General features: G+C 42.0%; 10 protein-coding genes. 1 reads left to right on the forward strand and 9 read right to left on the reverse strand.

Going from position 1 to position 17,074, the window contains the following annotated elements; translation table 11 throughout:
* Positions 1–15: 15 nt before the first annotated feature.
* The 4 genes from JKG64_RS14650 to JKG64_RS14665 all read right to left on the reverse strand — a co-directional run bounded on the left by JKG64_RS14650 (position 16) and on the right by JKG64_RS14665 (position 8,341).
* Complete coding sequence (locus tag JKG64_RS14650) at positions 16–1,365, reverse strand: DUF5126 domain-containing protein (protein ID WP_210355075.1); 1,350 nt, start codon at positions 1,363–1,365, stop codon at positions 16–18.
* Between the two features lie 28 nt (positions 1,366–1,393).
* Entirely contained in the window at positions 1,394–3,409 is a 2,016-nt protein-coding gene (locus tag JKG64_RS14655) for a RagB/SusD family nutrient uptake outer membrane protein (protein WP_210355076.1), read from the reverse strand.
* 31 nt (positions 3,410–3,440) lie between these two features.
* Positions 3,441–6,917, reverse strand: a complete 3,477-nt coding sequence (locus tag JKG64_RS14660; protein WP_210355077.1) for a SusC/RagA family TonB-linked outer membrane protein — start codon at positions 6,915–6,917, stop codon at positions 3,441–3,443.
* Between the two features lie 248 nt (positions 6,918–7,165).
* A complete protein-coding gene (locus JKG64_RS14665) occupies positions 7,166–8,341 on the reverse strand; it encodes a FecR family protein (protein ID WP_210355078.1) in 1,176 nt (391 codons plus the stop codon).
* 152 nt (positions 8,342–8,493) lie between these two features.
* Here JKG64_RS14665 and JKG64_RS14670 point away from each other — a divergent pair, with 152 nt between their 5' ends.
* Positions 8,494–9,525 carry a hypothetical protein gene (locus JKG64_RS14670; RefSeq protein ID WP_210355079.1) on the forward strand — a complete coding sequence of 344 codons (1,032 nt, stop codon included), beginning with the start codon at positions 8,494–8,496 and terminating at the stop codon, positions 9,523–9,525.
* A 93-nt stretch (positions 9,526–9,618) separates the two neighbouring features.
* On the opposite strand, the gene JKG64_RS14675 is transcribed toward JKG64_RS14670, so the two are convergent.
* From JKG64_RS14675 to JKG64_RS14695, 5 genes are read right to left on the reverse strand one after another with little or no spacing between them, the layout of a single operon-like run.
* Entirely contained in the window at positions 9,619–10,521 is a 903-nt protein-coding gene (locus JKG64_RS14675; RefSeq protein WP_210355080.1) for an alpha/beta hydrolase, read from the reverse strand.
* Positions 10,522–10,578: 57 nt separating this feature from the next.
* On the reverse strand, positions 10,579–11,877 hold the full coding sequence (locus tag JKG64_RS14680) for a phosphodiester glycosidase family protein (RefSeq protein ID WP_210355081.1): 1,299 nt from the start codon (positions 11,875–11,877) through the stop codon (positions 10,579–10,581).
* A 21-nt stretch (positions 11,878–11,898) separates the two neighbouring features.
* Entirely contained in the window at positions 11,899–14,676 is a 2,778-nt protein-coding gene (locus JKG64_RS14685) for a family 78 glycoside hydrolase catalytic domain (RefSeq protein WP_210355082.1), read from the reverse strand.
* Between the two features lie 12 nt (positions 14,677–14,688).
* Positions 14,689–15,831, reverse strand: coding sequence for a DUF4998 domain-containing protein (locus JKG64_RS14690; RefSeq protein ID WP_210355083.1), 1,143 nt, complete (start codon positions 15,829–15,831; stop codon positions 14,689–14,691).
* An 11-nt stretch (positions 15,832–15,842) separates the two neighbouring features.
* Positions 15,843–17,063 (reverse strand): DUF4959 domain-containing protein, encoded by a 1,221-nt coding sequence (locus JKG64_RS14695; protein WP_210355084.1) that lies wholly within the window; start codon positions 17,061–17,063, stop codon positions 15,843–15,845.
* Positions 17,064–17,074 lie beyond the last annotated feature (11 nt).

Below are 17,074 nucleotides of genomic sequence, written 5' to 3' on the forward strand. Positions count from 1 at the left end.
TTAAAAATAATTTGATTAATACTTTTTAAGGACTTCACCAAATAGCTTAAATTCATTAATAGTATAAAACGTCTCTGTTGCTGTATACGCTTCCATCATCTGTAATCTCATGTATCTAAAGGAGGATGCGGGTTTGGCCTCGGGATTAATATTGTCATCTACGATAGAGAACTCCTGCTTATTATAGAAGTAATCCCTTTCTTCATCTGTAATAGCAGAAGGAAACACAGGCATCTTACCAACATACTCCCCTACTAATGTCCAACCATCTGGAAAACGAGACCAACGGGATGTATTAGCATCGTTGGTACCCCATATTTTAAACCGCTTTACACTCGATCGGGTATAGAGATAAGAAGCATTAGGACGAGGATATACCTGTACCCTACTGAGACGCAGGTCCTGATTCAAGTCAAATGTAGCATACAAGTCCTGCACATAAGATTTAGCTGTGCTTCCGGCCTGTTGAACAAAAAACTTATAAGCCAAATATTCATTTGCGGCGGTGATTCCATTAAACATAGTTTGTGGCTGAAAAGTTGCCGAGTGAGCTGTTCCATCATTCTGTATTCCGGTTACCGGATCGACCCCTTTTAAGGCATAATCAAGACCTGCCGTTCCGTAAGTAGGATTAAAATTGCTCACAGCCTTCACCAGTTTATAGTCAATAATTTCTTCCTTATAAGGCGTAATCAATTGAACAAGCGTATCCGTTCGGTTTCCCCATTTATCGGTCAGTACAAATCCGAATTTCTGTTCAAAATCACCATATTGCCTTAAATACACCGCTGTATTTTTCGAACTGGAGCTATACACCCTTTTAGAAGGATCCTCCATCAATTTGACAACTCCTTTCTGTATCTCCTCCTCTGTCAATACGTGGATGGCAAAAGCCTGTGCCTCATTATTTTCCCATGTCAGCTTTACCCCCCCGAATGCAGGTATAGCAAGTAAACTTTGCCGCGCTATTTCTACGGGCGATAATAGAGGTTTCTCCTTGACCACTACGACATCAGACCTATTACCACTTTCATCCATACTCACGAGCTCTACAGCCACCTCATCAGTCCCCGTAAGCCCCTCAACTAATATCACATTGCTGTAACGCGAAGCCTTAAACTCGACGGTATTGCCCAGTTTACTTTTATAGGTTGCTATAACCTGAACATTATTTGGATTTCCCTTAGGTAGCGTAAAGTAAATTTCCAATCCTCCGGATCTGGGCTCCACTTTATCTACGGTCAGTTTCCCTGGCTTTTCGGAACTTATACTTAACTTTTCTAGTCCCATATAAGAGTCCATACAAGACAGCAGCATCAAGCTACTTGTCAGCATAATAAATGCGTATGTAATATACCTTTGCATGATTATATTTTTTCTTCTATCAAATGAATTACCACCCTGGATTTTGCATTAAGTTCCTATTCTGAAGTAATGTATTCGTCGCTATCGGCATTAAATAATCCTTCATTGAAAATCTCGGTTGCAACAATACTTTTATGGCATAAAAATCTTTCTTCGTTTCCCCCTCTTTGGTCCAACCCAAGACTGGGCGATTATAGAGTTCTTCAGCAGTCATCCACCGACGCACGTCATAATAGTATTGTCCTTCAAAAGCCAGTTCGTTATTACGTTCTTGTTGTATAATTTTTCTAAGACCTGTTTGATCGTTCGGTTTGGATTTAAACTGTCCGGATGCATATTTAGACCAACTTGCCACTACACCTTCCATGCCCGACCTAGCTCTTATCACATCTAGATAATAGTAAGCATTATTTCCTTTTGAATCGCTCATCCCCGGACCTTCAACTTCATTCAAACATTCGGCTAGTAATAAATACAGATCTGCCAAACGGATGATAGGGAACGAATAAGGCTCATAGATCAACTCTACCCTAGTATCTCTATACGTTGTTTTTAGATGTGTTAACTTTTTGGCCAGGTAACCCGTTTGGGAATAGAAGCCATAGGTCTCACCATATTTAAAGCCACTTCCCATATGCCGAAGAAAACTCGGATACGAAGGATCTGCCAGAGTTTTACCTCTTCCTTCCCAAATACCACCATCAAAACCTATAGACGCATAAAACCGTAAAGAGCGATTGAAGTGCAACAAGGCAGTCTCCTGTCCTGATTTAATAAAATACTTGGTGTGTGCTGCGTCAGGCACCTTTGTCGTGTACCTATTCTCATACCACCCCTTTGTATCCCATTCCTCATCCTCTTCAATCGGTACCCCATGAGAAGAGTAGAATTGTTCAACCATGTTTAAAGTTGGAGCATAGCGCTGTCCGATATCCGGAGCCCCCGAACCGGCAATATTCTCCCATTCAGAATTACTTAGCATACTCGCGAATTTCTGTAGTAACCTTGTATTCTCATTTGTTCCCCAGATAATCTCCGGGTTCCAGGGGAGCGTAACCGCTTGTCGTAAACTAAGCATAGCTTTAGTTTGTTCACTGATATTCGTAGAGTTCACATCCGGAATAGCACCTGCACCTGCATCTGTAGATACCAGTATCACATTACCATCTTCCTCAGCCGATCGCACGGCATCATCACACGCTTGTAATGCCTGTTCCCAGCGTTGGCGGTTATTACCTACTGGAAATAACTCAACACCTCTATTATCCTTAAATCCAGCATAATAATTATTATTACTAAATAGCGGACTAGCCAACAGAACCAATGTCTTTGCCTTAATCGATCTTGCAATCGTCTTATTAAAACGACCAGACTCTGTAGACAAATCTTGTTCACTGGTCATAGGCAGGCCCTCTATAGCCTCATCTAGCATTGCGACTATATAGTCAGCTACTTTATTTACGGGTTCACGATACAGAGCCAACTCATCACCTTTTGAAGAGATAGGAAATGCCTTATCTACAATAGGGATAGGTCCATAGAGTTGGAATAAATAAAAATTAAGGTACGCCTTAATTGTTTTCACTTCAGCAATCCACTTGGCCCTTTCCACTTCATCTATATCACGAGGCCCACCATCTTCAATATTAATATTTTCCAGAAAAACATTACAATGTCTTATGCCTTGCCATATATTTTTACTCGCGCCGTTTCTGCCATCCCAAAAATTCATATAAGGACTTACTGCATTATTTCCATTATACAACATTAACATGGTATTAGGCATATGTGCGGCATTTCCTCCCGGCATATTCTTTTGATCGTATATGATATCGCCGCCTCCAGTCAGTCCCAAAGTATTATCTGGATTTGTAACGCTAGGGAGACTTGCGTAACAGGTAAACAAGTATTTCTCCGCATTGTACTTATCCTTAAAAGCATCTTCTAAGACCGGCTTATCATCCGGTAAGATGTCTAAGTATTTGTTGCAAGCGACAAATGTCATCAAGATCATCCCTATCGCTATATAAAATATTTTTTTCATCAGCTTAAACTGTTTCTTATCTAACTAGCTATTAAAAGTTAACCTGGACCCCCAAATTGAATACCTTTTGAAGAGGATAGGCCAAACCATTACCACGCATTTCTGGATCCCACAATTTAAAATCAGAAAGTGTAAACAAGTTTGTCCCACTTGCATATATACGTGGACTCACACCTTTGAACTCTTTAATCTTATACCCCATTTCTACCGATTTTAATCGAATAAAGCTTGCCGACCGCATCCAATAATTGCTACGGACGAAGTTGTTACTATTACCAACAGCAGCACTACCTACATCTGGTGATAACCTCGGCCAGCTTGCATATTCATCGCGGTTTGTTTCTGTCCAAAGGTCTTCCTTTATAAAATTCAACATGGCCCGGTTCCCCCTTCGGCCTCCTGAAGTAACATTTACAAAAGGCGCCATTGCATTAGCATCTAGAAAGAATGAATAACGGGACGACCCTTGAAAGAATGCTGATATATCAAAGTTTTTAAAACCAAATGAGCCACCTATTCCATATTGTATTTCAGGGGAGGCAGGGTAACCAATAGGAACTATATCGTATTCATTGATTATACCATCGCCATTGATATCCCTATATTTAATATCTCCAGCTTGATACTGAGTTCCTGAACCTGCGACCATTTGCACCGGAGAATTCAGCACTTCATTTTCATCAATAAATAAGCGTTCAGCGACATAACCTTGCGATTGTCCTACTTTACGGCCAATAACGGATTTCCATGGAGCAAAACCAGTATAATCCAATTCATCATACTCCGTAATTTTGGACGATCCATAGGTAAAATTTCCTCGCAGAATATACCACATACCGTTATACAATGACTTATTATAATTTAAAGTTAGATCTAGTCCCTTTCCTACGGCTGCCCCATAATTGGTTTTAATCTCAGAACCTAAACCGACAATTGAGGGGATATCCTTACGTACCTGAACGATATTGGTTCTGTTTTCGTGATACACCTCGGCTATCAGTGAAAGCTCATCATTCAAAAACCCTAGCTCCATCGCCAAATTGGTTTTATAAGAGACCTCCCAGGTGATCAATGGGTTGGCATAACGCAAGATACTTATAGTAGGGCGCGTAAAGGTAGCATTTGGATTATTACCGAAATAACCTGCATTAGGTCCATTAAGATTAATATTCGATGTAAAAAAGAAGCGGTCTGTATCTTCAACAATAACATCATTACCTACCAAACCATAGGTCCCACGCAACTTAAGTTTAGAGAATACTGGCTTCAATTTTTCAAAGAAAGGCTCATCCGAAACCTGCCAGCCTAAACCTATAGACGGGAAGAATCCCCAGCGATATTTAGGATCAAAACGTTCTGATCCATTTAATCCAAAATTCAGCTCCGCAAAATATTTATTGGAATAGCCATAGGTAAAACGTCCCGCTAAAGCTACATTTCTAGAAGGCAATGAGGAGTCCAAGTTTTTAGGGCTTCCATCCATTCTATCTTTGATAGATCCCACTAATAGGCCTCCCAAATCATGCGTACCGAATTTACGATTGTAAAGCAAGGCCCCTTCGGCATAACCTGTAGCTTCTACAAACTTATTACCAGCAGTATAATCGATATTATCAGAACCACCTTCAATATTTAAATTGGCCAATTGATAAGGGTAAGCATTGGTCGGGTCATAAGTACCTCTAATGTATTGATAATAGAACGGCTTATAACTACGTTGTATATTGAAGCCGGAATACCGAGTAATACTACCAATAAAGCGAGCCTTCAGTCCCTTGGTAAGCGACGTTAGGTCTTGGTGTAATTCCAGCTGTGTCAATAATGTATTATTACGTACATCCTCATAACCCCGCATCACATCTGCATATGGATTAATATAGTCTGGTCCCCCATTACCATAATCGTCTCCCGAATAGTTACCGAATAGAATCCGTTTTAGATATTGCGTGTTGTAATCTGGCTCATAGTACGCTGGAAACAACACCGGATTCGCCATTAAGGATTTACCGTATGTATTCGCGCCACCACTTCCAAATTCACCTATAGGTCCGGTATAATCATCAAAATTGGCACTCACCCGTACCTTAGCCTCCAAAGACTTGTTTAAGTTAAGATTCACATTAGAACGTACAGAGTACTTTTTCAGATTAATATTCGAATTGAACGGATTCTTATTATCAACTTTTAAAATACCATTATCCTGTGAAAAAGATCCTGCCAGATAATAAGTCGCGGCATTCCCCCCTCCTGTCAAGTTAATATTTGTCCGGTGATTCAACGAATGATCGCGGGTCAGCATATCTTTCCAATCCACCGCCGGATATACATTTGGATTTCTATTCGGGTCTTTAGTAAAATCGATCTTACTCTGCGAATAAGTAAGTTCACCATGACGGGTCATACTCGCGATATTCGCATATTCCATAAAACTTACCGGGTCAGCTATATCTACCTTTGTAGTAGGCGTTGACATCGATGTTTCATGTCTGAAAGAAACTTTAACGCGTCCTTTTTCCCCCTCTTTGGTCGTCACTAAAACCACACCATTGGCACCACGAGCTCCATACAATGCCGTTGCGGAAGCATCCTTCAGAATAGAAAAACTGGCTATATCATCAGGATTCAAACGAGAAAGGTCTTTTGCCGTCATCTCTACGTTATCAATCAAGATAAGCGGAGAGGTCAAACCGCTACCGAACGACGTCACACTACGTACGAAAAACTGCGCATCCTCCTCCCCTGGAGCTCCTGTTGATTGATACGCTACCAGTCCTGCCATACGTCCAGCCAAAGCCGTTGTCAAGTTGCTGGAAGGTGACCTTAAATCTTTCACATTAACTGTCGTTATGGAAGATACCACACTCTCTTTATTCTGTCGACCAAAGGCCACCACAACCGTCTCCTCCAGCTCCTTATTATCCTTGACCAATCTGATATTGATCAGCTTGGAAGATCCAACCTTCACCCGTTGTTGGATATAGCCTACCATCGAAAAAATCAATGAATCTCCTTCATTGACCATCAATTCGTATACACCATCGGCAGCAGTATTGGTGCCATTTGTCGTCCCTTTGACCAATACACTCACTCCCGATATCGGGGACTCATCAATTCCATCGGTCACTTTACCTGTGATTATGTGCTGTTGCACGGTTGGCAACTCTCTAATCATAGGTTGCGTTGGGCTACTTATTGTTTTACCTGCAGTTGCCTTTAATGCCTGAGGTTTAACTACTATCGTATTACTTTCCAACTGCCAAGCTGCCGAATGCCCCTGTAACAGCTTTTCCATAGCTTTCTCTATATGTAGACCTTGGATATTTGCTGTGACCTTAGCCTGCGCTAAATCTTTACTCTTAATGAAAAACTCATAACCAGTCTGCTGCTGGATGCTTTTCATGGCCTGCACCAAAGACATACCGTTTGCTTTCAAAGTGATGTTCTGCGCCATCCCATCAGCCCACACTGCTGTAATATTTAGCAAAACAAGTACAACTATCAATTTCATAACTAAGAGCACAGGGTTAACAGAAGGCCTATGTAGCCCTTCAGGTTTTGTTTTAAAAATCATACATTTGTACGGTTTAGATCATATTGTAATTTATTAAAATGAGAAATCTTCTCTTTGCCTAGAGATAATAATTACGATAGACAGCCGAAACAATTTCGGGCAGTGTTAGCGCACTGTCCGTTCTTTTCCCCACTGTCTTCTTTCTTTACTTTCTTTTTTATTCCATAGTAGTTTTTTGTTAGTTTTTAATTGAAGATTAATAATTTATTCCTTTCTCCCCCGCGTTCCAGTCTAAATTTAATTCCACTACTTTCTAGAATATTAAGAACCTCTTTTAGACTTTTACTGCGATTGATACTTGCATATAGGTGTATAGGCTTTACGGCATTGTCGATATTAAAATCAAAATCGTACCAACGACTCAATATTTTAATCGCTTCACGGAGCTCTATTTCCTCAAAAACAAACTGATTATCCTTCCATGCGATATATGGTCCTACATCGACTCTCCTTTTACTAATTCCCTGCTTGTTACTTACACCTTGTTCTCCTGGGAACAACGGTAAGGTTTTATCTGCCACATGCAGTGATACTATCCCTTCTACCAGAGTAGTGTGCGTATCCCCAGGGTCATCAGGATATGCCTTCAGGTTAAACTGTGTCCCCAGCACTTCAACCTGCTGAAAAGAGGTTTTCACTATAAAAGGGGCTTTCTTTCCCTTTTTAGCAACAGTAGACACCTCAAAATAAGCTTCTCCCTCCAGCTCTACCAGTCTATTATCGCCATTAAAGCGTGAAGGGTAGGTCAATTTTGAATCTGCATTCAGCCAGACTTTCGTGCCGTCCGACAGTGTGATCTGATACTGCCCTCCTTTTGGTGTCGATATGGTCGCATGCACTATTTCTGAGTTATCCATTGTCTGAATTAGCGTACCATCCTCATATTGTAATTGATCGTTCAGTACAACACCATGCTGGTCCTGACTCAACTCAATAACACGTCCATCCGCCAGTGTAATAGACGCCCTATTACTGCCGGGAGCCAAATCCTCTATCAGCACAATATCCAACTTATCCTGCTCTAGGCTATAGTAATACAGAGTACTTAACGACAGTACAAGCACTGCTGCCACGTAAGGAATAGCCTTTCGAAACAGCATTATTTTAGACCGTTTATGGATTTTGGCAAATGTCTTATCTAACAACCGATTCCGCCGTCCCACCTTCTCCTCCTCCATAGATAGATTCAGGTAAATCGCTGTATCTTCCAATAGCGTATGGTCATCCTCTATAATCAACAGCAAACTGCGAATAGAAGGATTTTCTTCGGCTAATTCGCTGAATTTAATCAACTCTTCGGCCGTAATAGTTCCCTCTATCTTCCTCTTGATCAATCTCGCGATTTCTGAAGTATCGTACATATTTCTTTCACCTTAATACTACCAATACAAATCAAAAGGAATAACCTTAGTAAAAAAGTGAAATAAATAGTTACAGTAGATTTTAAATCCATAAAAATTGACTATCTCACTAAAAATCAGTATACTTATAAAAAAAACCAATATACTTAGCTATGAGTAACCAATATAAACCAATACAAGCTTGGAAGAGCTTTATATTTTACCCATTCGCAACATTTGTGATCATGGCCGTTTGCTCCTTCTGTGCTTATATCCCACGATTACGTACATTGTCCGGAGAGCTTTACAATCAATTTTTAGCAGATCGTATACAGTGGGCACTACTTTCGTCAATGATGCTTCTTTTCTTCTTTACCTCAGTTGTATTTCTATTAATACCCTTATTTCATAGCCGTAGACCGCTAACCAAAATCACACTCTTCTTCTGGTCCTTCGTTCCTTATTTTTTGTATACCGCTATTTTTGGATATTTATTTTACGACGACCAAAACATTGATCTAGACAAAGTAGTTCCCTACCGTTCCCCTTATTCTCTAAACAAAGAACCTTTCTCTGCTTTAGAAATCGAGTTGACAAAATTGCATCATCAGGGAGATCTAAGCTACTACCTTTACGCCATATCAATTGGTTTTTTGATATTGGCATTGTACAAAGGTCATCGAAAGCATTTTTTGACTATGGTACTGTATATCGCCGATAGACCGAGCTCCTATCCACAAGAGACTACAGCAGCTGTTGATAACAGTGAAGACCTGCTTCATAAAGCAGAAAAACTAGCTAATACTTTTTCAAAACCACCATCCAAAGCCCCCCCTAAAGCCGAGATCGATATCGAAATGTATGCATTCATCTATGGAAAGGGATTCGACTACGTTATTATCAACCAAGGCTTTACTGTACCGATGGAATTCGATGATAAGGAGACCCCAGAAAATTTTTACGATGGTATATTCCTGCACATCAATGACCTCCTTTATATCCGATATGACCATATTATGTTAATAGATGTAAAAAAGAAGATTATCATTATATCTCCCTTGCTTCAGAAGGTATTTGACCAGATCAACAAGGAAAGTGTCAAGAAAAAACTCTTATCGTATAGAGCTATCGGCCAGCCTAAAGGGTACTACAGTATTGCTCCACATTTGGTCCTCAAACTAAAAAAGAAATTCAATATGGAATAATCCTGCATTGCGCGAAGCCATCAGCAGAAATCAACGGTATTATCTGTCGGACAAGGGAACAAATTGGATTAAAGAAAAACAAAATCAGATAAACTAATCTGTCAGTAGTTTAAATAACCAATTTGTACAACGTCCAAACCATTCCTCAAAACTCGGGTTTGTCAGAAATCCATGTTCACCATCTGCGTACAAATGCATTTCTGTAGAAACCCTTTGTTTCTGCAAAGCTTGATAAAAGACAATCGAATTGTTAACAGAAACCACGCTATCTCTAGTAGAATGCACCAGAAAAACTGGAGGGGTATCAGTATCTACATGCAGTTCATTAGAATAAAATTCAATTTTATCAACTGCTGGAGTTGAACCTAAGAGATTCTTTCTGGACCCTAAATGTGTAAGATCAGTGTGCATGCTAATGATCGGATTAATTAATATTGCAAAGTCAGGTCTTAATGATGTTTTTGCTTCGTTGCGAACAAAAGAATGGTCGAAATGAACCGCTGCAGTAGCGGCAACATGTCCTCCCGCAGAAAATCCCATGACACCTATTTTAGTCACATCCACTCCCCAACCGGTAGCATGCTCTCTAACCAGTTTTATTGCCATCTGAACATCCTGCAGTGGACCTATTGATGGATCTTGCAATATTCGTTCATCAGGGATCCGATATCGCAGCACAAATGCAGTTACTCCGAGTTTATTAAAAGCCTTCGCAATGTGTGCCCCCTCCCTTTTGGTAAGCAGTAAATGGTATCCTCCTCCAGGACAAATAATCACTCCCACACCATTCTGTTTATTTTTATCCGGCAAAAAAACGGTCAAACTCGGTTCCGACACAAACTTAGTTATCGTATCAACACTTATATTACTAAAATCCTGCTCTCTATTTTTACTAGGAATAGAATTAGGGATATCTCCAGAATAAAGTGGAACTCGAACCTGAGCTTGAACTCTACAAAATAGAAATGCACACAAAACAAAAAATAATAACCGCATAATCTAAATAGGTCACAAAATATAAAAATCGTTAAAAATATAACTTCAGCCTTTCTACTAATAGACTGTCACTACTGTAGCTACAGCACGTTGCTTTGCCCCATTAGGGTTAGGAGCGCTTGGCGTATCGACCTCTCCCCCTTTTATCAACGGCTTGCCATTGATAAGCATACAGCTCGACCCTCCCCCGTCAAAATGGAGCACATCATAACAACCGAGCTTGACCAATTCTCTTCCCACTTCCTCCCAGGTATATCCTCCCAATCCATCAAAGCCATTGCCCTGATTGACATAGACAATCATTTTGTTATCACTAGTCAGCCCCACAGCGGAGCGTGGTCGATTGGCCGAACCATCTCCTGTAATAAGTTCTTGCTTCATCTTTTCAAAAGGCACAACTTTACCATCTTTAGCAGCAATAGGCCCAGCACCAGAAGCCATATAGGCATTCCAAATACGACCGTTGGCAGGGAAAGCCAGTGAGGGCTTGGACAACGGGGTCTCCCCTTCTATATTTGCGGCTGGAGCAGGATAGGCATAGGTCGGCGCATTGATGCCGTCTGTATACACCCAATTGATTTCCAAAGCTCCATTTCTCTCCATACCGATCGCCGAGCGAGTCATATAATATGTTTTTCCAAGCCTATCTGTCGAGGTTGTATTGTGCCGTACCGTAGTCCCCTCTTGGATCAAGAGACTGACGCCATACATCCCCTGTACATCGGAATACGTAAAATAGCCCGAATTGATAAGAATAGTAGGTTTTTGCGCAGCTGGCAATTGTTCATAAAATAAGGATGGCGTCTTGACTCCAGAGGCTCCCCCAATGACGTTGAACTTATAATCCTTGGCAAGATCTACCAGTGCAAAATAAGCAATCCCTGCCTTTCCCTGCATGCTGATATTCTTGAATAATTTGATGTGCGTAGGCAGCTCACCAAATGATGTATCTTCGGTCCAACCGCTATAATCTGCAGCCTTGGCCTCGCCCGTAATCGTATATATCTGTTGATGGGTATTATTATTGATATTTAATGAATACGGAGCCAATAAATCAAACGTAGACTGTGCTGTATTGAGCCGGACTTTGCCGGCCAGCTCAAAATCCAAACTCATTTTTTTGAGCTGTACCGGATGGGCAAAACTGATGACAATCTTCTTATTGACATCATCGATTTTGACGGTAGCATCGGGATGGTTTTTCACCTTTACATTGATAAAAGGCTTGTCTACCGGAACCCCCTTATTTTTGGTCGTAGTAGGAGTGGTTTCCTCTCCCGTTTTGGACTTGCTGCATGAAACAGCAAGTAAAACTGCGGATAATAAAAACAGTTTAATCACAACATTTCTTTTCATTTTCATACAATTTGACAATCATTAATCTATGTTTTTAAAAATGTATTCTCCAGGTTCTAAGACCATGATACTATATTCCGCTTGCGCCGGAAGGGTACGTACTTTTGCTTTTTGCTGTAAAACTAAGGTACCGTCCTCTTTGGGTATCTTGAGCAATGCTGTGGTGTTGGGAGGCACAGCGATATCGAGCGTAAGATTTCCGTCTTGCCGTGTCCAATAGCTCTTGATGTGCCCCATAGGAGATATAAACTCAGTCTTTGCCCACGCTATATCGGTATCTGTCGCTTTTGGAATCTGTATATCAAAAGTCTTATACCCAGGTGATGAAGACTTAATTCCGGATAGACCATCTATATACCAAGCTCCAGGATAGAGAAATGAACTGTGCAATAAGGAATGTCCCCGAAGATCTTTTTCCCACATTTCCCAAATGGTCGTAGCATCATTGTCACGCATATAGCCCCAACTCGGATAAGCAGTCTGCTTCAGCATACTGTATATCAAATCATTCCGATGTATCGAACGCAAATACTTAAACAATAGGGCTCCACCTGTAATACCGGCATGAATATGTCCCTTCCTTTTGACCAGGATTTCATATTCCAGTTGCTGCTGTACCTTTTTGATATCTTCTGCAGGCACTACTTCGGCCAAGAGTGCCAGGGATTGATTGGACATAGAACCGTCGGCATAGCTATAGTTCTTGTAAAAACGAGCGTTAATCGCTATTGAACTCTTTTCCGCTTGAGCCTGCCATATTGCGGCCTGTTCTTCCTTTCCGATTTCCCGGGCTATCAAGGCTGCTGTACGAAGATTATAAACACGATACAGGTTATTGAAACATATATTCTCTGGTTTTTTATTGTTCATACCTTCAGCGGTGGCGTTAGGCCATAGCCAATCTCCCAAGAAATCCCAGTCACCGCCATAGGGTTTTAAGAGATCATCCTGCACATGTCCCTCCAAAAAATTCAACCAACCTTTGATCAGATCAAAATTGTCCTCTAATATTTGCTTATCGCCATACTGCTGATAATAGCTCCAAGGAAGGGTAACCACAATCCCACCCCAAGCCGGGCCTCCTCCTCCCCAATACGTGGGAGCTGTATGTGGAAGTATCCCCGTATTGAAGACCCGACCACTGCTCGTTTTCTTTCTTGCCCATTGAGGATCATTCATATTCCCGACCATGGGTTCGGTGCCCTGTACATCCTGCCAATCTTCCATCCACTTCGCATAAAAGGACGCCATCTTGTAGTTCAGCATTCCAGTCTCGGTGGTAGCATGTGCATCTCCTCCGTAGCCCATCCGTTCGCGCTGTGGACAGTCTACGATCATCCCACCTAACGATAGATTATCAAAGGTCCAAAGGGTACGATCATATATCCAATTCTGAAGACTGTCTGAGCATACAAAAGAACTAGCCGGAGCATATCCTGTACGGATAGCCCATCCTTTAATATCTTGAAGGCTGGGTTTCGACTCGGCGCCCTTAATCGTGATCCAACGTCCGGAGCTGTAATTGAATCTGTTTTTAAACGTCCCTGCTCCAGAAGCATCCACAATATAGGCACTCCGATTGTTAAACGTCATCTCGTCCTGCCGACGCTCGGAAAACAGAAAATCTATCCGCTTCCCAGGAGCTCCTTTGACATTGATCTGGGTCCAACCCGCAAAATTTACCCCCATATCCACACGGTAATCTCCATTGGGCAATGCCTCTATAGCGACTGGATTTATTTCTCGGAACAAGACATTCCCTTCGACCTGCTGGGCCGACAACTGCACATGAGGGTAATAGACTGTTGCACTTTTCCAGGATCGATCATCGTAACTTGACTGGTTCCAATTCGGGACCTCGAGATTCGCATCGTACACCTCGCCACCAAAGTTGCGCGGTGACCAATTGCCCAGCAGCTTATTGGGACTCGGATGCGTCTTCCAGCTTCCATCGGTCTTAATCACGCCGATGACCTCTCTCGAAGCATTATAAAGGCTAGCTTCTGCCCGTACCATGGCTCCCCGTGGCCTGTCATCTCGCACATAGGGCGCATAGATAGACCAACCTGCTCCTAACCAAAACGAAATCGTATTCGAACCTTTGCGTAACGCTTTACTGATATCGTAACCGATGTAACGGGCTCTCTTACCATGATCTGTCGCCGCCGGTGCCAGTACCGGGTTCCCGATCTTCTGCCCATTGACATATAGCTCATGAAAACCTATAGAGGCAACGAAAATACGCGCATCGGATGGTTGTTCCTCCAGATATATATTCTTGCGGAACCAAGGATCGTATACGTTATAATCGGTCTGACTGGCATCAAAGACTTCGGATGTACCGATCCAGTCAGCAGTCCAGTCGGCATTAGAGAACAGTCCAGTCACCCATTTACCAATAGGGCTAAAATCAGACATCTTGCCCTTTTCATCCTTGACCACTACGCTCCAGTAGTACTTTCTGTCGGGATGTAACTTCTTTCCTGAATAAACGATATGCTGTGTAGCATCTGACTCAACCCATCCGCTGTCCCATACATCGGCCCGACGTTGGCTCAAAGCGACAGAATCCTGACCCACCAAAATCCGATAGGCTGTCTGCCGCTGTCCATAACGACTTCTGTCTGTAGCACGAAGCTGCCAGCCGAGCTTAGGAGTCAAATCATCGATTCCAATGGGATCTGTCAGGTATGCACAGGTGAGTTGGTCAGGAACAATAGATGCGACAGAATTTGCTACCGCCAAGCGAACCTGACAGCAGCAAATCATGATAAAAAGAATAATTTTAAATCTATGCATTATAACTCTTGTTTATAGACCTACAGCTTTCCCATAAGCCTCGACCTCAGCCAGATGGCTATATTTCTGTGGACCAGCGGTCATATAGATTCTAAAATACCGAGCAGAAATTGAGGTCTGCGGAATGAAGACCTGAGGATCATCAATATCTGCAAATGTAAAACTGCCATGATCGGTCCAATCCGTTCCATTATTGCTACTCTGAATAATAAACTTGTTAAAATCTTCTTTATTAAACTTCCCAGGCCGCGCAGTAAGCACGATCTTCTCGATAAGAATCTTTTTCTTCATATCGTATGCCAACCAATGCGGGAAAGGCACCATTGTCCCAGTGTGTTTGCTATGCCAGAATGTATTGACATCGCCATCTAAAGTTTTTTCGGGAGGACCACCTCCTACTGGTATCTGCGCAGTCGCTTCAAAGGAACTCGCAGTAACAGTCCATAAACGACGGTCCAAAGCCATAGTAGGTATCCTACGATCCAAAGCAACACTAAATGTATCAACACTCAATTCGTTCGGAAGAAACAGAGCTTGGTACTGATAGCCGTTGGAGAAAGTATCAAAATCATCAATAAACGTTTTCTTTTCTGTCGAAGGAATTACAACCGTTTTCTCTTTGCCCTGATTGCTACGATAGATGATACGTGTACCGATCATACCATTCTGAGTGTCGGGTGTGCCCCAATTTATAGAAAGCCCCTCATTTTCCAAGATCTTGTCTTCCACAATCACACTATTGGACAGATAAGAACTATAGACCTCGCCATAAACAATTCCCTGCACCTCAAGCGGAACCGAGCGACGCATTTCTCGATCATAGGTATGGACAATGAAGTTATAGTTTCCTTCATTAAGGGGCTGTATACTGAGCGAGGAGGAATCCTTACGTTCTGTGATATCCATCTCGACCGAATCTTTATAATTATTCCAAAACACACGAACTTTATTCACTGCCGGATCTTTCGTATTACGCCAGCCCAAGACGACACGATTGTGTCCCGAATGCGCCACTATAGACTGTATCTTACCTGGGTATTTCGATCCATTAGGAACAACATGCTCCGCATAGATATCGTGCATATCTTTACAGCCTGATATAGCCAACGACACCAATAATAATAGGCATCCAACTAGTTTTTGTTTCTTTTTCATCAGATAGTTTCTCATTTTGTTGATTGTCCAAATAATGATATCTCCGCGATAATAACCTGTCCCCTTTCAGATGGCCCATTATAGGTCTCTAGCGTTCTGAATCGTATAAAACGGACCGGAACCCATGGGTTAGGAATTTCATCCGTAGGCACCAACTCAAAATTCTCCCCCTGCACGTTAGCATAATTGCGATCTTCTGCAGTAATAGCACCAGGGCCTGAGGGTTTCACGGACTCAAACCGACCTAGCAATACCCAATCACCTCCGAACAGATCATCTTTTGGATTGTTGCTATTGGATCCGTAGAGTTCAAACTTCTTGACCATACTCCCCGTGTATTCATTTTTTATCCTTTGATGGACTTTAATACGGCTCAATGTTGCGCTTTGCTTCAAATTGACCGTAAATGTCTGCGGCATGGGTTCTACGTGAGAATTGGCAAAAATATTACTGTTTTCCACATTTGTAATCCCATCCCACAACCCTGTAATGGCATATCTACCGGCATTGCCTTCTGCCGGTTCGAAGCTATCCGACGGAAGATTGAATACACCATAAGGCTTGGGAATCATGTATTCAAATAGCGGAGTCAATGTTGAGACCAGTGTGTCGGAGGTATTTCCCCAACGGTCACGAATATAGCTTCCCACTTTGATCGGCTTAGGATTAAGTCCACTATGGGAGAATACCCCTGCGCTATTTTTACTATAGAATGTCTGCAATGCAGTCCAGTCTCCGTTATTAAGCGTATCAGCAATCAGACAAAATGCAAAATCCTTCATATAGGGGTTTTCAAAGAATAAACGCACTCCACCAAAACCTTCTGTCAATGCTAAGTCATGAAAAGCCTGTCGCACAGGAGCTTCTTCTGGAGCAACCTGAACAACCAGCGGTTCGGACGGCTTCTCATTACGCCCAACACTATACAGTCTGACAGCGTATTCGCCCTGGCGACCAAATCCATCCAACAGTAAGGTATCGGTATACAGCGATGCCTTGGTTTCGCGAATCACACCAGGGCGGATCTCATACACTGCCTTGACGTATAAAAAGTTCTTATCATCAGGCACATCATAGTACAGCACCGCTCCACCAGGCAGATTTTTAACGGTCACATTTTTGACTGCCTGTGGTGCCGGTAGTGTATCGTCTATATTGACAGATGGCTGTTCCTCTTTACAGGACAACAACAGCAGAAGAGGAAGTATATTAATCCAAAATAAATTTTTCATTGTTATTTTTC

The sequence above is a fragment of the Sphingobacterium tabacisoli genome, assembly GCF_017908035.1.
Classification (GTDB): Bacteria; Bacteroidota; Bacteroidia; order Sphingobacteriales; family Sphingobacteriaceae; genus Sphingobacterium; species Sphingobacterium tabacisoli.